The organism is Chloroflexota bacterium, from assembly GCA_016887485.1.
Classification (GTDB): Bacteria; Chloroflexota; Anaerolineae; order Anaerolineales; family Anaerolineaceae; genus Brevifilum.
The window spans coordinates 13,868-31,029 of the sequence record CP069394.1 but is presented as its reverse complement, the minus strand read 5'-3'; the positions used below and the strand labels follow the sequence as shown (position 1 = coordinate 31,029).

Annotated in this window: 17 protein-coding genes; 10 read left to right on the top strand and 7 right to left on the bottom strand. The window is 51.6% G+C overall.

Going from position 1 to position 17,162, the window contains the following annotated elements; translation table 11 throughout:
* Nucleotides 1–10 precede the first annotated feature (10 nt).
* Nucleotides 11–343: a hypothetical protein gene (locus JR338_00150; GenBank protein QRN83207.1), complete on the top strand. Its 333-nt coding sequence runs from the start codon at nt 11–13 to the stop codon at nt 341–343.
* Nucleotides 344–537: 194 nt separating this feature from the next.
* Here the strand turns inward: JR338_00150 and JR338_00145 are convergent, their stop codons facing one another.
* The 5 genes from JR338_00145 to JR338_00125 all read right to left on the bottom strand — a co-directional run bounded on the left by JR338_00145 (nt 538) and on the right by JR338_00125 (nt 4,972).
* Nucleotides 538–1,353 carry a hypothetical protein gene (locus JR338_00145; GenBank protein ID QRN83206.1) on the bottom strand — a complete coding sequence of 272 codons (816 nt, stop codon included), beginning with the start codon at nt 1,351–1,353 and terminating at the stop codon, nt 538–540.
* Between the two features lie 25 nt (nt 1,354–1,378).
* Nucleotides 1,379–1,699, bottom strand: coding sequence for a hypothetical protein (locus tag JR338_00140; GenBank protein QRN83205.1), 321 nt, complete (start codon nt 1,697–1,699; stop codon nt 1,379–1,381).
* 179 nt (nt 1,700–1,878) lie between these two features.
* Complete coding sequence (rnhA, locus tag JR338_00135; GenBank protein ID QRN83204.1) at nt 1,879–2,313, bottom strand: ribonuclease HI; 435 nt, start codon at nt 2,311–2,313, stop codon at nt 1,879–1,881.
* On the bottom strand, nt 2,313–3,758 hold the full coding sequence (locus tag JR338_00130) for an extracellular solute-binding protein (GenBank protein ID QRN83203.1): 1,446 nt from the start codon (nt 3,756–3,758) through the stop codon (nt 2,313–2,315). The genes rnhA and JR338_00130 overlap by 1 nt, the downstream gene beginning before the upstream one ends.
* Nucleotides 3,758–4,972 (bottom strand): site-2 protease family protein, encoded by a 1,215-nt coding sequence (locus JR338_00125; protein ID QRN83202.1) that lies wholly within the window; start codon nt 4,970–4,972, stop codon nt 3,758–3,760. The genes JR338_00130 and JR338_00125 overlap by 1 nt, the downstream gene beginning before the upstream one ends.
* Before the next feature lie 212 nt (nt 4,973–5,184).
* Here JR338_00125 and JR338_00120 point away from each other — a divergent pair, with 212 nt between their 5' ends.
* On the top strand, nt 5,185–7,248 hold the full coding sequence (locus JR338_00120) for a hypothetical protein (protein QRN83201.1): 2,064 nt from the start codon (nt 5,185–5,187) through the stop codon (nt 7,246–7,248).
* Between the two features lie 16 nt (nt 7,249–7,264).
* Here the strand turns inward: JR338_00120 and JR338_00115 are convergent, their stop codons facing one another.
* Complete coding sequence (locus tag JR338_00115) at nt 7,265–7,669, bottom strand: hypothetical protein (protein QRN83200.1); 405 nt, start codon at nt 7,667–7,669, stop codon at nt 7,265–7,267.
* Nucleotides 7,670–7,769: 100 nt separating this feature from the next.
* Between JR338_00115 and JR338_00110 the strand changes: the two genes are divergently transcribed.
* The 5 genes from JR338_00110 to JR338_00090 all read left to right on the top strand — a co-directional run bounded on the left by JR338_00110 (nt 7,770) and on the right by JR338_00090 (nt 13,522).
* On the top strand, nt 7,770–8,372 hold the full coding sequence (locus JR338_00110) for a pentapeptide repeat-containing protein (protein QRN83199.1): 603 nt from the start codon (nt 7,770–7,772) through the stop codon (nt 8,370–8,372).
* Between the two features lie 88 nt (nt 8,373–8,460).
* Nucleotides 8,461–10,716 (top strand): DUF4091 domain-containing protein, encoded by a 2,256-nt coding sequence (locus JR338_00105; protein ID QRN83198.1) that lies wholly within the window; start codon nt 8,461–8,463, stop codon nt 10,714–10,716.
* A gap of 32 nt (nt 10,717–10,748) precedes the next feature.
* Complete coding sequence (locus tag JR338_00100; GenBank protein ID QRN83197.1) at nt 10,749–12,038, top strand: hypothetical protein; 1,290 nt, start codon at nt 10,749–10,751, stop codon at nt 12,036–12,038.
* A gap of 99 nt (nt 12,039–12,137) precedes the next feature.
* Nucleotides 12,138–12,764, top strand: a complete 627-nt coding sequence (gmk, locus tag JR338_00095) for a guanylate kinase (GenBank protein ID QRN83196.1) — start codon at nt 12,138–12,140, stop codon at nt 12,762–12,764.
* Nucleotides 12,761–13,522 carry a rhomboid family intramembrane serine protease gene (locus JR338_00090; protein ID QRN83195.1) on the top strand — a complete coding sequence of 254 codons (762 nt, stop codon included), beginning with the start codon at nt 12,761–12,763 and terminating at the stop codon, nt 13,520–13,522. The genes gmk and JR338_00090 overlap by 4 nt, the downstream gene beginning before the upstream one ends.
* Before the next feature lie 166 nt (nt 13,523–13,688).
* Here JR338_00090 and JR338_00085 read toward each other — a convergent pair whose 3' ends face one another.
* The gene (locus JR338_00085) at nt 13,689–14,348 is read right to left on the bottom strand and encodes an HAD family phosphatase (protein QRN83194.1); all 660 of its coding nucleotides are present in this window, start codon (nt 14,346–14,348) and stop codon (nt 13,689–13,691) included.
* 153 nt (nt 14,349–14,501) lie between these two features.
* Between JR338_00085 and JR338_00080 the strand changes: the two genes are divergently transcribed.
* The 3 genes from JR338_00080 to JR338_00070 are packed head-to-tail and all read left to right on the top strand — an operon-like array spanning nt 14,502 to nt 16,776.
* Nucleotides 14,502–15,425 (top strand): quinate 5-dehydrogenase, encoded by a 924-nt coding sequence (locus JR338_00080; protein ID QRN83193.1) that lies wholly within the window; start codon nt 14,502–14,504, stop codon nt 15,423–15,425.
* Nucleotides 15,425–16,204 (top strand): nucleotidyltransferase family protein, encoded by a 780-nt coding sequence (locus tag JR338_00075; protein QRN83192.1) that lies wholly within the window; start codon nt 15,425–15,427, stop codon nt 16,202–16,204. Before JR338_00080 ends, JR338_00075 begins: the two co-directional genes overlap by 1 nt.
* Nucleotides 16,201–16,776: a phosphatase PAP2 family protein gene (locus JR338_00070; GenBank protein ID QRN83191.1), complete on the top strand. Its 576-nt coding sequence runs from the start codon at nt 16,201–16,203 to the stop codon at nt 16,774–16,776. The genes JR338_00075 and JR338_00070 overlap by 4 nt, the downstream gene beginning before the upstream one ends.
* Nucleotides 16,777–17,162: the final 386 nt, after the last annotated feature.

Sequence of the window (17,162 nt, the reverse complement as noted above, 5' to 3'; positions counted from 1 at the left end):
AGGTGGTTCAATGAAAAAGAAAAAGAAAAGCGGTCTGCTTCCAATCCTCCTGATGGGAGGTGTGGTACTTATCAGTATCGTCGGGTTGGCGATTGCCAATAATGCACGACAAGCCAATATCGAAAACCCCACAGCCGTATCCAGTCAGGACGAAGTCGTCCGGGTCACAGCAGAAGAATCCTATCAAGCCCAGCAAAATGGGGCCGTGATTTTGGATACTCGAAGCGAGGACCAATTCGCCCAGCAGCATATCGCAGGAGCAATCAACATACCCTTGGATCAGCTGGAAAATAGGATCAACGAACTCAACCCTTCGACCTGGTACATCACCTACTGTACCTGACCGGCTGAGAACACGAGCGCCCGTGCGGCGTTCATCCTCTTACAGTCTGGTTTTGAACGGTCCAATCCGATCCTGGGTGGTCTCGATGCCTGGATTCAGGCGGGCTATCCGGTCGAACCTTAGAAATTGAGAAACAATAAAAAAGCCCCTTCTTGAATCATCAAGAAGGGGCTTTTGGTTTACAAAATTACTAGTTAGTGGTGGCCATTTCCACGCTTACCGTCATCCATCTTGTCTTCCTGGCCGGGTGGCATGAATTCACCGCCATCCTTATTCTTTTTCTCCTGCCCAGGAGGTGAATTGACGGGTTTATCTTCCTTATCTTTTTTGAGCTTTTCCTCATTCTGGATAGAATCATCTTCACCTTCATTGGTGATCTGATCCTGAACCTGGTTTCGCTCCTTTTCCTTCTTCAAATGACCCAGGGCAAGGCCGCCATGATCCTGACCGGTCAGGCCAAGTTCCTGCCAGATTTCACCCCAACCCAAATCACCATCGGTCCTTTGTGAGAGCAAAGTGGGAAGGTCAACCGCCCCATCTGTCTGTTGAATTGTGGCCAGTGCAAGAGCAATTTCGCCGATGCCCATGTCATTGACACAGTAATATCCAACGAGCTCCTCATAGGAAACTTCATAACGGGCTGCCAGCCCAGCTAAAACCGGATGCTCTCGTTCACCTGTGCAAACCGGATTATCCTCAACCGGTGTATCAACAGGCACATCTGTCTCAGTCGGATCCACTGGCGGTTCTTCAGTCGGGTCCTCTGTGGGCGCCGGGGTTGGCTCCTCAGTGGGCTCAGTCGTCGGATCCTCCGTCGGTTCTTGCGTGGGGTCCTGTGTTGACTCTTCGGTTGGAACCTCCGTGGGTTCTGGTGTTTCTGTCTCCGTAGGTACGGCGGTTTCAGTCTCATCAACGGGATATCCCGTATCGTCCTGAGCGTAAACCACACCAACCCATGCGAAGGCCAGTAACACAACAGCAACAACTATAGTCAGGCCTCTCTTTGTCATCAATACCTCCAAACTTTATATGGCTTTAATTTGTCAGCCCAATATCCAGCCATATCTCATCCCAGGAAAGCCCGTCTCCTCGCATCGCTAATAGGGCGTCTCCAGAAAAACTTGGGACGAGATCTGCCGTTTCAAGGGCCAGAATGATGTCATCAAATTCGTGATCCTCGCAATACCACACCATCACCTGGTCATAATCCACTGAATAATTTTCAGCAATATTCAGACCAATGGGATGGGGGTCATCAGCCATGCAGTCATTTTTTAGGGTGCAGCTGCTCAGCAAAACGCCAACTGACAAGGCCAGAAACAGGATCAACGCAAACACACGATTAAACTTTTTCAATAAGAAGAACTCCTCTCGTCTAAAAACACAAATAGACGGGCAATAATATGCCAGCCGGTAGTTTTCTCGACTCGAAGTTAATATGCTTCAAGATTTCATGAATCCTTGAAGCTCTGATGATAATTATAGAAATTGGGGTTTAAGATCAGTATAAGACAGACGTTTACAACAGCTACTATTTACTTCGGTATCGCTTTTCGAGCCAGTTTATCCACCCGTTCATTCATCACATGTCCGGCATGCCCGCGCACCCAGTGCCATGCCACCTCATGACGGCTGATTTCCTCATCCAGCTTCATCCAGAGGTCCACATTGGCGAGTTTCCCCCCCTTGCGCCGCCAGTTGCGCCGCTTCCAGCCTGGCATCCATTCCGTAATGCCTTTTTTCAGATATTCCGAATCGGTATATAAAGTCACCTGGCAGGGTTCCGTCAACGCACGTAAAGCCTCCAAAGCCGCCCGCAGCTCCATCCGGTTATTGGTGGTGTCCACCTCACCGCCTGAGATTTCCTTCTCATGGCTGCCGGAACGCAAAATTGCCCCCCACCCGCCCGGGCCAGGGTTGCCGGTGCATGCGCCATCGGTATAAATTGTGACTGCTTTCTTTTCGGCCATTAGGGCGTTGTCCCTTCCAGTTCGTTCATCATGATATCCAGTTGCTCCAAAACGTCTTCAGCCTTGATCGAATCGTTTGCGTCCAGCTGCAGCAGTTGGAAGACAGCATCCTGCAGGAGCCATTGTTTAATACCCCAGGCTTCAGAAACCGGTGCGGCAATAGCATCACTCGTGAACTGATAGGCCAATAGCCACTCCGGATTGCGGACTGCGAAATCCTCCATCAGGTTCAAAGCCGATTCCCGCACCGGGATGGAATAAGCCGTTTGCGCCAATCGTGCCTGAGCTTCCGGCGTAAGCAGATATTTCATGAACAGCCAGCTGGCCATCTGGATCTCAGCGGAATTGGCCGTCATGGACATCGCAGGGCCATCCACCACAACAGGGCTATCCACGGTGCCCACAAAGGGCGCTACCATCCAGTTATCCTGGCTGCCGGTCGAAGCCATCCAGTTTTTTAATTGCGGTATCTGACTGGTATCCCCTGCAAAGAGGATCGTCAACCTTTCAGCGAAATAGGCATAAGGATCAACATTGACCGATTCCCAGGCGCAGCCTTTCGTCCTCAAAGTCTCCAGGTAGGTAAAGGCTTGCTGGCCGGCTTCATTGTTGAATTCAAGGGTTTCGGGGTCCAGCACCCCGCCAAAAGCGGCATACCATGAAAGGAGTACGTCGGGGTCGAGGTTCACCAGCCAGCCGCCGGTGCCATCGGTCCGATCCACATCATCCACATTGTTTTGATAAGCCGCATCGCAGAGCATTTTCTCCAAGTCGTCTGCTGTGGTGGGTAGCCCGGCAAAACCCAACTCCTGCCCCCAGGTCTGATTGTAAAAGAACAGGGTTGCCTGCGGTGCAACCGGCAGGGCGGAAAGCAACCCATCTGACCGGTATGCGTCCAGGAACACATCGGGAATATCCGCCTGTTCCTCGCCGCTCACCCCCCACTCCACATCGGTGTAATAATTCATCAAATTGACCGTGTAAAATTGGCCATTCAACTGGTCCAACAGCGTGGGCGTCACAATGACAAGCCCGGGAAGGCTGCCGCCGATGATATCGGATTGCAGCGTATCCACAACAGCCGCTTCACTGCCCGCGGATTCCATCTCCACCCAAATATCCCATTCATTGTAAAGTGAGAATTGCATCGCCAGCGAATCCAGTGTATCCGCCATCTCACCCACCCAGGGGTGCACAACCCGCACAACGATCCCGGCCAGGTCCTCACCATCCACTTCCATCTGAATTGGGCGCGAAGGGGTTGCTGTCGGTCGCGGAGTTGGGGTTTCCAACGCCGCCTGGGTCGCATCCGATGCCTCAGCGCTCGAGTCAACAGTGGGTGTCAGGGTTGCATCTGTGGCACAGGCGGCCAACAGCACCGAGAGCAAAACGATCAGGCCTATGGCCTTGGTCAGAATTAATTTACCAAGTTTCAATTTAGTCATTAAATAATTACCAGTGGAACAGGGATAAAGGTCAGAAAGAACACGATCAGAGCCAGCACACCCAGCCATTTTCGCTTGCGGTCAATCTTGGTGATCTGGTCCAGGGGTTCCGCATAACGCCGTCCGAAAAGGAAGATCAGCCCAGCCCAAAGCCACCAGCCATTCCAGAAGAATCCCAGGGCAACCAAGCTACCAATGATAACGGGATAGATCCACTGGGCGACTTTCTTACCGAACAGCACATAAAGGATATGGCCGCCATCCAGCTGCCCGGCTGGGATCAGGTTCATAGCCGTGACGAACAGACCGGCCCAGCCCGCCCAGGCCACCGGGTGAATGATCACATCCAGCCCGCCCAGGGGCCAGGGCCGCCCGGTGAAGAAATAGCGCAGCCAATAGTCAAACGGCGCCACGCCGCCATAACTGACCGGCTGGGGCAGCAATTTGCCAAAGGTCAGATACTTCGCGCCAAGGTAGAGCAGTGAATTGCCCTCAATGAAATGCACATAGCCTTCCGGGAGGCTTGTCTCAATCGGTCCCAGGCTTGAAAGTGACAGGCCGATAAAGAGCACAACCACTGCAATCACAAAACCGATCAGCGGACCGGCCATGCCGATATCCAGCAGATGTTTGCGGTTTCGGGGCACTTCCTTCATATTGATAAAGGCGCCCATTGTCCCAAAAGCGGAAAGGGGTAAGGGGATGAAATAGGGCAGCGTCACTTTTTCACCGTGAGCCCGCCCCACCAGGTAATGCCCGAATTCATGCGCCATCAGGATCGACAGCAGCCCAACCGTGAAAGGCCAGCCCTGCCAGAGGAACTGCAAAAAACCGATCAGGGACAGTTGGAAGGGATCGGTCACCTCAGTATCGACAAACTGAGCGCCGGTGAACATTACGCTCAGAATGGTGAGCGCAAACAAGAGGATGTTCACCCACACCGGCCCGATTCTCTGTTCCGGGGGTTGATCCACGATCAGGATGATCTGATCATCACCGGATTCACGGAACAATGGGATCCAGCTCTGCGGTTTCAATGCCGTGGCCAGCCGGTCATAAGCGGCCTCGCTGTCATCTGACTTCAAATGGCCGACATAACGCCAGTGGTAACGCTGCTGCTGGCCGCCGGCAGTCACGCTTTGGATATTGAATATTTCCTTGACCAAAGCCGTCACATCCAGGGTGGCAGCTGTTTGAATTTCACTATCGCTCATTTTTTATATCTTTTCTTTGTAAATCTGATAAGCATTATCAAAGTTGGTTAATTAAACCATAAAATCAGCCCTTAACCAAATATCCCATAGTCTGGATTTTGACAATATCCGGCGTGGATAGTCCCGTATTGGGTTTGACACCGCTCCTGGCGGTAAGTAAAATGTCCCTAAGATTGCATCACACACCTTTCATGACTCATCTGGAGACTCTATTGAATCCCAAAACCCACACCAGGGTTAGTACCTTCGCCCTGTTCACTTTGATTCTGATCCTGCTGACCACCGGCTGCCAAAACCTGACACCTACGACAGCGGCCCCAACCAAAGCGACCCAATCCGTGTCTCAACCGGAAGCCAGTGAGACCGCCATCCCTGAGGAAGCCTCTCAGCCCACTACCGACACCAGCGCCACGGATACTCCCGAAAATGCGCCCACAACCCCGGCTTTCACCCCCGCCCCCACCCTGGAAGACTGGCGGGAAGCCCCGATCATGCCGGAGATCAGCGACCGGGTGGTGGAAATCTATGAAGAGGGCCAGCGCCTGGGTCGCAACCCGGCCAGCTTTTCCGTGATCGGCGACTGTCAATCGATCCCCTATGTCTTCATGGGACCCTACGGACGTGGCGCACAGGAACCTGACGCCAGCGAGATTTATCTATGGAATGCCATCCATTATTTTGATTCATCCTTCAAGCGTTGGTCAGTGACCTCCCGGGGTGGCTTCACCGCCGCATCCATTCTGAACGCCCTCCAGGCCGATTCAGAAGAATGCAAACCCGGTGAAACACCGCTCACCTGTGAATTCCGGCTGAATAACCCGGCCTTCGTCTTCATCACTCTGGAAACCTGGCTCACCCCGGACACCATCGACCGTTATGAAGTGTATTTACGCCAGATTCTGGATACCGTGATCGAAAATGGCGCAGTCCCAATCCTGTTGACCAAAGCGGATTCCTCTGAGCTGCGAGGGGAAAGACATGTCATCAATCCGGTTATCGTCAATCTGGCTTATGAATATCAGGTACCGGTGGTCAATTTCTGGCGGGCTGCCCAATATCTGGACAATTTCGGGATCGACCCCGACCGTGAGGGTTTCCACCTCAGCCAGGCCGGGTATAACCTCAAGAACACCCTCGCCCTGCGCACCCTTTATGCCGTTTGGACCAAAGTGGCCGGCGATGAAGTTGAGACGCTGACGGAAAGCACCGAGACCGCCGCCACCGAGACCGCAGAAGTCTTTGACCCTTCCAGCGTTGAGATCACCTCACCGAATTGCTCCGAGGGCTGTGTCTTCTTCGGTACGATGCAATCCCTGGATGGCAACCTGACGGCTCAGGGCGTCTACGCGTATCAACTTGCCAACGCAACAATGGTGCAGGTCCTTCCCCAGGGCATCGACCTGCAGGATGTCAGTGATGACAGCACCCGCCTGCTGGTCAACGCCGGCAGTACGCTGATGGAAGTCAACCTGACGACCGGAGAGATCACCCAGATCAGTGATACCTTCAATGACTTGGGGCAGCTGGGTGCCTATTGGAACGAAACCGAGGATGCTGTTATCTATCTGGATAATTCTGACCCCATCGAAACGAACACCGGCAGTGCCTTTAACCTGATTCCTGCCCCAGGAACGGATACGATTTATTTCGATAACGGCACCTGCCCCTCCAAGGATTACTGCCAATCAGACGGCGTCTTCACCCTGGACGCGGAGGGCATCATCGCTCCCCTGACCGGATATGGTCAACCCATCATCTCCCCCGATGGCGAGTGGGTGGCTTATGTCAACCCGGATGCAGCCACTGCAGAAAACTACTACCACATCTATTACATGTTCGTGGAAGATCTTGAGACAGGGATCAGCAGCCGCCGACCGCTCTATTTTCAGGATGAGCCCGGCTTTGAAGTTTATCCCGAGGTCGAATCCTATGCCTTCTCACCGGATAGCAGCCGCCTCTTCATCCTCTATAACGTCTACAGCGAATACTACGAGCGCTCGTTAAGGCTGCAGACCTATATGTGGGATGCGAACACAGGGATCATTTATAACTTCGGGAAAGTGGACGGCGTCAGTGGGTCCCTCAACCCGCGTTACACCTGGTCACCGGATGGCAACCAGATTTTGCTGTTCCTAACCAGTCTGCTTGATAATGGGACTTACCAGATTGCCCTTTACCGCACTGACCTGACCAGTGGTGAGAAACTAGAGCTGGTCCAAAACGGTCTCTTCTCGGAGATGGATTACTTCTATCTGACAAATGTCTATTGGCGGTGAGCCCAGCAATTCACATTTAGATGAATTTCTCCTTTTGCGGCCAGAGATAGAAGATCAACACCAGGGCGATCAGAACGGCAAAAGCTTGCGGTCCCCAGATTTCCGGGCCGGCAGGTAATCTCCCCTGGAACATATCCACAAAGATCAACATGGAAGCATAGAGATAGAACCCGGCAACGATCTGTGCTGTGACATAGCCGTATTTTCGCATGCCCCACAAGCCAATCCCAGCCAACACAGACAATGGAAAATTGATGAAAAAATCCGCCATGGGGGATGCCAAAGGGATTTCCGCGGGAAAGGCAAACAGGAATCCCTGTCCCCAGAGGAGAAGGCTCCCCGCCCCTGCAAACAGTCCTAATAGGATCAATAAACCAGCCAGCACTTTAATCAACCAAGGGGTGGAACCGTTCGTAGCCATGTTCATCCTTTCCAATATCCAAAATGCCATATTATTCAAAATTTTCACATAAGCCCATTTTATATTCTGAGATATGATTAACGCAAGCAGAAAGGAATATATGGACCCATTTTCTAAGACCGGCGCATATTACGAGAAATTCAAAGATCTGGACTTTTCCGGCGAGACAATGGAGTCATTGGAATTTATCGGTTGTTCCTTTCAGAACTGCATGTTCATCGAAAGCACCTTCTGCGACCTCCGATTTGAAGATTGCATCTTCAATCATTGCGATCTCAGCCTGGTCAAGCTACCCAAAACTCAATTTAAACAGGTCACTTTTAATACCTGCCGGTTGATGGGTGTCAATTGGTCTGCGGCCAATTGGGAGAAGAAAAGTCTGCTCGAATACACCCACGTATCTTTCAAGGATTGTCTATTGGATCATGCCATCTTCATCGGATTGAATCTCAAATCCACCATCTTTACCGGGTGCCGGGCACATTCACTGGATTTTGAGGGGACCAACCTAACCCGCGCCAATTTTTATAATACCGATCTGGAAGGATCTCGTTTCGTCCATTGCGACCTGACCGAAGCGGATTTCACCGGGGCATCCAATTACCAGATCAACGCTTCTGAAAACACCCTCCATGAGACCCGTTTCTCATTACCGGAAGCCATTGCCCTGCTTCATGGTCTGGATATCATCCTGGAAGACTAATTAATCTCTTGTTTTCCTACCCAAAAATTGAAATTTAATATAAAATTAATCCTGAAAACAACGAGCTGGCAAAGGGGTTTACGGGGACATGAAAAAGCATCTATTCAGAGGATTAGCATTCGTCATCATTCTATTTTTCGTCTTCACTTCAACAGAAATTCAACCGATTCAAGCCCAACCTGAAGACACCTGGTGGAATGAGGGTTGGCCCTATCGGATCGCTGTCCAAATCAACCAATCTGGCCCAACCAGCGTCCATCTTAATTTTTCACAGCTTTTCACAGACCTCGGTCTGGTGGATGCCCTTCTTGACCTGCAGTCGATCCGAGTCATTCCAATGATCTCTGGCGTGCCCGGGGATCCAGTCTCTTATCAGGAGACTTATAGCACGCTCTTTGTGGATGGCGAAACGCTGAATTTTGACCCCTCAACCGGGGACCCCTTTTGGTATGCATCAGCTCCGTTTGACTTATCCCAGGATAGCCATCAATTTACCGAAGGCTCCTATGCCATAAAATCCGCATTGGATATCCTCTCTTTGGAACACATTCAATCCGATTTTTTATACAACTTCAATGGCAACTCACCTTCCAATTGGTCTCAATATGAATCACTGACTTATGACCTCTGGGCGGAGGTGAACGACAGTGCATTGGATCAATCACCGGACTTATTTCAATTTGAATTAATAGGGCTAAATGGATGCTCTGAGGCCCAACTCAACGCCCCAGCCCTGGCTTTGAATCAGTGGAACAACGTGTCCATTTCTCTTAACCCTTATGGAGAATGCCCCACACCGGATATGAGCACGCTTGAGGGCATCAATTTCACCTTTGGCCTGAATCTCTACACTGACGATTTAAATAAATACGACATCGGTGACCAGGTGAGCCTCTGGCTGGATAATTTCCGCCTCATTGATCAGGATGGCGATGGCGAGATTCGATGGAACGCCGAACCCGGGATTGATACGTACTATATTTATTTTGACACCATCAACCATTCCGGCCATGAAAGCCCGACTTTAGCAGATATTACTGAGAACGAAAATCCGGCAGTGGTCAGTGGTGCAGTCGAAGCTGGCGGCTATTTTCATCAGATCGCCAGTGCGGAGCCGGCTGACCTCACTCTCTGGACAGCACCTATCACCGAGAAAATCCTCAAAGGCCAATTGGCCCCTGTCACTCAGAATCACCTGACGATCAAGGCAGCCAAAGGCGAATCCGAAGCGCTGCAAATAATCGTCCAATCCCCAACCAGTTCAGATTTGCCAGTCCGTGTCAGCGATCTCACCCATGAGTCGGGTATCATTCCAGCCTCCGCAATCGATATCTTTCGGGTGGATTATGTCACCCTGACCAAGCTTTCAGATGAATACGGCCGCCTGACCGATTGGCCGGACCCTCTCTATCCAATTTCACAGGGGCAGGAAGTAAGCTTCCCCGCTAATACGAATCAGCCGCTCTGGTTCCGGGTGAACATCCCCACGGATATCCCGCCAGGAGATTATTATGGTGAGATCTACATCGGTGAGGCTACGCTACCTTACACCCTGACGGTTTACGACTTCACAATTTCCGAATTCACAATATTACCTTTTGCAGCCGGTCTGGATATGAATACGATGCTGGAGGCCTATGGCGGCCTGGTTTCGGGTGAACTACATCCCTGCTCTGAAAATATCACAGCCGCCATTCAGGATACCTTGAAGACGTATTACATCACTCCCCTATTGCCTGAAACCGAACCTGCTCCCGGCCAGGTCTATAGTCTGACCGATTATCCACAACAAAAAGCCCACGAATCACAAGCCCAAACAAATGAGATAATCTGGTGGTCTTTCGATTCTCAGGACAAACCGCCCTTTGCCAATCCGGCCATCATTGATCGGCCGGGCCAGGATGCCCGAATTCTCCCCTGGATGGCCTGGATGAACCGTGTGGATGGGCTTTATCACCACCACCTCAATGATTGGTCGCTCAATCCCTGGGAAACGCCCAATGTTAATTTTCCAGCAAACGGCGATGGCTTCCTTTTTTACCCGCCCAATGATGACACCCTGGGATATAACCCCTGCGACCCGCGAAGCAACCGTCTGATCCCATCAATCCGCCTGGAACTGCTGCGAGATGGTCTCGAAGATTACGCCTATTTACGCCTGCTTAATGGCACCGCTAGCGCAGTTGAACAATCCAATCCCAGTGATACTCTGGCAGCCCAAATCCTCAGCTCCCGAGCGCTTTACCAGCACTTGCCAACCAAATATGACAACCTGCGGTTTGAGCTGGCCAGTAAAATCATCGCCCTCCAACAAGATATCTATATCCCGTTCTTTACCTACTAACGAATCAAATTCAAGTGTGCTAAAATCTGAAAATGCCCCCGAAAAAGAAGTTCCTCCACAGATTGCGCCTGATCTGGCGTTTGGTGCGCTCCGGACTCCTTTTTTGCGTCCTTCTGGTCATTCTGGCAGGTTCGACCCTGCTTCCCGGCGATCTCACTAATCAGATCGAAACCCTCATCCGCCCAATCGCTTTCGATTATGGCACCTGGACCGTGCAAGCAGCCGGGTATAAACTGGCTGAATGGGGTTTTAGTTTCCAGCGGTTCCTGACCCCCGAACAGCAGTCCGATCTGGTCCGGGATTACATCGCCCAAGTCGGGCAGGTGCAAGCCCTGGAAGCCGAAATCCTGCTGATCTATGCGAACCCTAACATCGCTGACCCCGCCACTGCCAGCCAGGATTTGCAGGCCGCTCTGGCTGAAGCGGAAGATGCCATGAATCAACTTGCCCCTCTGGCGGAGTCCATCCTGGAAACCCAATTGATGAATGTGGTCCGCGAGATCGGCCTGGAGACACTCGGGGAACCTTTCCCGCCCTCACTCTTCGAATCCAGTGAAGTTCCCAATGCCCTAATTGTTTCCCCCAGAGAGAGGATCGAGCAGATCCTGAACATCGCCATTCTGCCAGGTATGTCCACCGATGAAGATGACAACCTTGAAAACCGGATATTCTACGATTATGACCAATCCGCTCTGGTCGTGCCCATCGGCGGGATTGGCACCTACCCAACAATGGTCATGCAGTCAACGAACCTGCCCTGGCTGACGGAAACAATCGCACACGAATGGACCCATAATTACCTCACCCTGCGCCCACTGGGTCTGAATTATGAAACCACACCCGAGTTGCGTACCATCAATGAGACCACCGCTACTCTGGCAGGTAAAGAACTCGGACGCTTGATCCTTGAGAAATACTATCCGGAAGCTGTCCCTGTCGAAACGACCGCCACTGATACCAGCCCAACCGAAACTGTGCCTGTCGAACCGGAGGCGTTTATCTACCAGACTGAAATGCGCATCACCCGCGAGGAAGTGGACCGCCTGCTGGCTGAAGGAAAAGTTGAGAAAGCTGAAACTTACATGGAAGCCCGGCGGCAGGTCTTTTGGGAAAACGGCTATCTGATCCGCAAGCTCAACCAGGCGTATTTCGCCTTTTATGGCGCTTATAACGACACACCTGGGGGCGGTGCAGCCGGTGAAGACCCCGTAGGTCCGGCAGTGCAAGCCTATCGAGGACAATTCGACAGCCTGGCGGACTTTCTGCGGGCAATTGCCTGGGTGGATTCTTTCGCCGAACTTCAAGAGCGGGTTAATCCCTAAACCGGTTGAGTAAAAGCCGGATCAAAATACATTATAATGATTGCCTGAACGTCCCTATTGTGGAATAATTAAGCATCATTCAATAACAAAAACGAACTTATGGCAAATATTGATTTCGAATTAAAGAAACCCGAACGCGTTCCCCTGTTAATCGTCATTTCAGGGCCTTCCGGCATTGGCAAGGATACTGTGGTCATGGGATTGAAAAAACGCAACCTCCCCTTCCACTTTGTGATCACCGCCACCAGCCGTGAACCCCGCAGATATGAAGTTGATGGCAAAGATTATTTCTTCTATTCGCAGGATAAATTTGAAGAGATGATCGCTAATGGCGAATTTCTGGAATATGCCTGGGTCTACACAGCCTATAAAGGCGTGCCGAAATTCCAGGTCCGGGAAGCCCTTGCCAGCGGCGAAGATGTCGTCATGCGTCTGGATTTCCAGGGCGCTCAAACTGTACGTGAAATGTGCCCCGAAGCGATCCTGATCTTCCTGACCGCCAACACCAAGGAAGAATGGCTCAAACGCCTGCATGACCGGCGCAGCGAGACCGAAGAAGAATTAACGGTCCGGATTGACACGGCCAAAGCGGAATATGAGAGCCTGGATATTTTCGACTATATCGTCAATAACGAGCAATCCAAGCTGGACAAAACTCTGGATTTGATCGAAAGCATCATTGAGGCGGAACACCACCGGGTCCATCCCAGAAGAGTTCAGTTATGACCGAACAACCCGAAAACCCGACAACCGAAACACCGCGGGAGCGGATTCGGATCAAAACGCCCCAGGCCAAACCTGTGGTAACGATCATCTTGATTGGATTTACGGTTATCGTCTTTGCCCTTCAATTCCCGCGAACGCCCGGATCGGTTAACGACCTCCTGTTCGTTCTGGGTGGCAAAGTCAATGCATTGATTGCCCAGGGGCAGGTTTGGCGGTTGGTCACTCCTGTATTTCTGCATGCCTCCGTGCCCCATCTGGCCTTCAATATGTATGCCCTATATGTGATTGGTCGTAACCTGGAACGGTTTTATGGTCATGGCCGCTTCTTGCTGCTTTATTTCCTGGGTGCTTTTGGCGGCAATGTGCTCTCCTATGTGCTTTCCCCAGCCAATTCGCTGGGCGCTTCAACGGCACTATTTGCCATTTTGGCCGCGGAGGGCGTTTTCATCATTGGAAACAGGAAGCTCTTCGGCCCGCAGCGCACCCGACAAATGATCACCAATTTGGTGATGGTCACGCTCATCAACCTTTCCTTCGGGTTAATCCCCGGTTTCAACGTGGATAACTGGGGCCATATCGGCGGCATCCTGGCCGGGATCTTCTTCGCCTGGAAAGCCGGCCCGATCCTGCAGATCAAAGGCCAGCCCCCCTTCTTTGAAATGGTCGATTCACGGAAGAAGGGCGAGGTTCTGCTCACCACCATCATTGTTCTGGTGGGCTTCACCATCATCGCGCTCCTACCGACCTTCGCCGGCTGAACCGATTTGAACTTAATTTATAAAGGCGCTCTGATGAGCGCCTTTTTGGTTTATGTCAGGTTGCCGGGAATCATTCGATTGTAAAAATGTCACCAATTGGTCGTGAAATGCTTTCGTCCATCATACATATTGTTGTAGTATTCTTATGAATCGCATGTTAGGACGGTTAAAGCAGCTCAATATCCTGCAGCATGGGCAAAAGTGGCCGGTAATAATCCTCCACCACTCGGTCTGCCAGGGTGAGGTCATCCGGCGAGAAGGTGGTCGTGACGGCAATACACTTCATGCCGGCATTCTTGCCACCCTCCACCCCGGCCAGTGAATCTTCAATCACAACGCACTGCTCGGGTTGCCGGTCAATTTTTCTGGCGGCCTTCAGGAAAATCTCAGGATTCGGTTTGGAGGGAAGCGCAGCCCCGGGCACTATGGCTCCAAAATAATGGCGCAGGCCAAATTTATCAATCAATTGGTCAATAATTTCAGGTTCGCTGGATGATGCCAATGCTTGCCTGATCCCGTTCTCCTGGGCGGCAGCCAGCCAGGTTTCCACGCCAGGGACCAGCTTGGAATCTTCCAGAACCATTTCAAGGAACAGCGATTCCTTCTCATGAACGATCTCATCAAAAACTTCCGGTTCAGGTTGATAGCCCAGGTAATAAGGCAGGCTGATCGTATTATTGCGGCCAAAGCTGGATGTAAACACCTCTTCCGTCAGGTCAATCCCCCGTTTCTTCAGGGTTTCAATCCAGGCATGAAAATGACAGTCTTTCGAGTCGACAATGGTGCCATCCATATCCCAAAGGATAGCGGGGTTGTGTTGGGTCATGTCACATTCTCCTTTATTTTCACAAACGCCCTGATTATACTTGAAAGCGCTCCGTATCCAGACTAAAATTGGCGTGTTTGACTGAATAATGATTAAAGTCACAAGTTCACAGTATGATATACTACCCGCTAGAATTAATCGAAGGATTATTACATGAAAAAAGCAATCTCCATCAGCATTGGGTCTTCACAGCGTGATAAATCGGTCGAAATTGAGCTTCTCGGTGAGACCGTTCAAATCAGCCGCGTCGGTACCGATGGCGACATGCAAGCCGCCCGAAAAATGTACCGAGAATTGGATGGCAAAGTGGACGCCTTTGGCGTTGGCGGCACGGATCTCGGTCTGTTCGTCGACAACAAGTGGTATCCCCTCCATTCCATCCTGCCAATGGTCCAGGATGTGAAGCAGACCCCTCTGGCAGATGGTTGCGGGTTAAAGAATACACTCGAAGCCCTCGCTGCGAGTGTCCTCGAAGAAGAGATCAGCGATTACCTCGATCAGATCGGCCGCAAGGTGCTGGTAATGACCGCTGTGGATCGTTATGGCCTGCTCCGGACTTTCATGGATGCCGGTTACGAATGCCTCTTTGGAGATGCGATGTTCTCCCTGGGGATAAATCTTCCCATTCATAAAGAACGGGGCGTTAAAACAATGGCCGCCCTGTTGATCCCCATCGTCAGCCGCCTGCCCTTCAGCTGGGTCTATCCAGTTGGTGATAATCAAATGAAACGCATGCCCAAGTTTGAAAGGGCTTTTCAGAACGCGTCTGTCATTGCCGGTGATTGCCACTATATCACTCGCTATATGCCGGATCACCTGGAAGGCAAAGTCATCGTGACCAACACAACCACGGAATATGACACTAACCTCTTCCGCAACGCAGGTGTGAAATACCTGATGACCACCACCCCCGTGCTTGATGGGCGTTCTTTTGGCACCAATATGATGGAAGCCGCGCTGCTGGCTGCCAGCGGCTATACCGGCAAAGTGGATTACACCAACGCACTTTATTTTGGGATGATCTCTGAACTGGTCAATACAGTCGGATTCAGGCCCCAACTTCAGGAACTGAACTAATGGCGTTGCATGCAATCGTTCTGGGCGGCGGATTGCTTTCACCTGATGATCCTCTGTACGATTCCGCACCTAAAGGCCATCGCAGCCTGATCCCAATTGATGGCAAACCAATGGCTCAATGGGTAATTGATGCCCTGTCCGCTTCAGAAGCTGTGCAATCCATCACAGTGATGGGTCTGAAAGCCGATAACGGGCTCCATTCTCCCAAACCTCTGGATTATCTACCAGATAGCGGCAGTTTATTTGAGAACATCAAAATCGGCGTCCTGCATGCTGCGGAACTCGTCCCGGAACAGGACAAAGTCATCATTGCTTCCTCTGATATCCCTGCGATCCAAATTGAGATGGTGGATTGGTTAGCGGATCAAATTCCCCACAATCCGAATTCTCTGATCTATTACAACGTGATCCAAAAAGAGATTATGGAGGCGCGCTTTCCCCAGGCCGGCAGGTCATATGTCCGGTTAAAGGACATCTCTGTCTGTGGCGGTGACCTGAACCTGATCGACCAGCACCTCTTTACGGCCGAACGACCCATCTGGAAAGCACTGGCTGAAAACCGCAAGCACCCTTTGCGTCAGGCAGGTCTGCTCGGATTGGATAACCTCCTGTTGGTCGCTCTACACCTGGTGACGCTGGATAAGGCTGTCGAACGGATTTGCAAGCGGCTCGAAATCAAGGCCACCGCGCTGCGCTGTCCCTATGCCGAAATGGCAATGGATGCTGACAAACCCCACCAGTTGGAAATTCTCCGGCAGGATCTTGAGGGCCAGCAATGAAAGAATGGCTGAAACCCCTGATGAAAGCTGACGCCAGTCTCTCCAAAAGGCTGCGCGTCCCGGATCACCGGCATTGGTTGGGTATTTTCCTCAAGTTCTTCGCCCATTCCGGCGATTCCTGGTTCTGGCTGGCCGGGCTGTTCATCGTGTGGCTGTTCGGTTCGGAAGCCTGGCGTGAACGAGCCGTGTTCCTGGGAATTGGGCTCACGATCATGGCAACCGTCGTTATTATCCTCAAATACACCATCCGCCGTCCCCGCCCGGAAGGTGAATGGGGCCAGATCTACCGGATCACCGACCCCCACTCCTTCCCCTCAGGGCACGCCGCTCGTTCAGCTGCCCTGGCTGTGATGGCCTGTTGTGCCGGGCCGGAATGGTTCGCCCTGACCGTCCTCCTCTGGGCGCCCTGGGTCGGAATCTCTAGGGTCATGCTGGGAGTGCATTATGTGTCCGATGTTGTCGTGGGCTGGCTGGTTGGTGCAGCAATGGGCTTTGCAGCCATTGCACTGGAGCCTGTGATCCTGCGCTGGTTTAGCTGGCTGGTTCAACTCCCCCTCAAATTGATTCATTAATCAAATACGCTTGTCATTGCGATGTGATATACGTAGGGGCGGCTCTCCGTGGCCGCCCTGTTTTAGTATGGTCACATGCGCTACTTGTCATTGCGAGGCACGAAGCAATCCAATAGGGGCGGCTCTCTGTGGCTGCCCAGATCAGGAACTGTCACATGCGCTGCGCGGCATGTGACCTACACCTCTTGTCATTGCGAGGCACGAAGCAATCCAAGTTAACTATTCTCATTGAATCGATTTATAATAATCCTCTCTTCCTTCGACATTCCATATCTCATTAATTAAACAATACAAACATAGGGACAGCTCTCTGTGGCTGTCCTAATTGTCTATTGTCACATGCGCTGCGCGGCATGTGACCTACACCTACTTGTCATTGCGAGGAA

Coding starts and splice junctions, on each gene's coding strand:
- JR338_00110 (QRN83199.1), top strand. CDS start 7,770: ATGGACCCATTTTCTAAGACCGGCGCATATTACGAGAAATTCAAAGAT.
- JR338_00150 (QRN83207.1), top strand. CDS start 11: ATGAAAAAGAAAAAGAAAAGCGGTCTGCTTCCAATCCTCCTGATGGGA.
- JR338_00145 (QRN83206.1), bottom strand. CDS start 1,353: ATGACAAAGAGAGGCCTGACTATAGTTGTTGCTGTTGTGTTACTGGCC.
- JR338_00130 (QRN83203.1), bottom strand. CDS start 3,758: ATGACTAAATTGAAACTTGGTAAATTAATTCTGACCAAGGCCATAGGC.
- JR338_00115 (QRN83200.1), bottom strand. CDS start 7,669: ATGGCTACGAACGGTTCCACCCCTTGGTTGATTAAAGTGCTGGCTGGT.
- JR338_00080 (QRN83193.1), top strand. CDS start 14,502: ATGAAAAAAGCAATCTCCATCAGCATTGGGTCTTCACAGCGTGATAAA.
- JR338_00090 (QRN83195.1), top strand. CDS start 12,761: ATGACCGAACAACCCGAAAACCCGACAACCGAAACACCGCGGGAGCGG.
- JR338_00085 (QRN83194.1), bottom strand. CDS start 14,348: ATGACCCAACACAACCCCGCTATCCTTTGGGATATGGATGGCACCATT.
- JR338_00100 (QRN83197.1), top strand. CDS start 10,749: ATGCCCCCGAAAAAGAAGTTCCTCCACAGATTGCGCCTGATCTGGCGT.
- JR338_00070 (QRN83191.1), top strand. CDS start 16,201: ATGAAAGAATGGCTGAAACCCCTGATGAAAGCTGACGCCAGTCTCTCC.
- rnhA (QRN83204.1), bottom strand. CDS start 2,313: ATGGCCGAAAAGAAAGCAGTCACAATTTATACCGATGGCGCATGCACC.
- JR338_00075 (QRN83192.1), top strand. CDS start 15,425: ATGGCGTTGCATGCAATCGTTCTGGGCGGCGGATTGCTTTCACCTGAT.
- gmk (QRN83196.1), top strand. CDS start 12,138: ATGGCAAATATTGATTTCGAATTAAAGAAACCCGAACGCGTTCCCCTG.
- JR338_00105 (QRN83198.1), top strand. CDS start 8,461: ATGAAAAAGCATCTATTCAGAGGATTAGCATTCGTCATCATTCTATTT.
- JR338_00125 (QRN83202.1), bottom strand. CDS start 4,972: ATGAGCGATAGTGAAATTCAAACAGCTGCCACCCTGGATGTGACGGCT.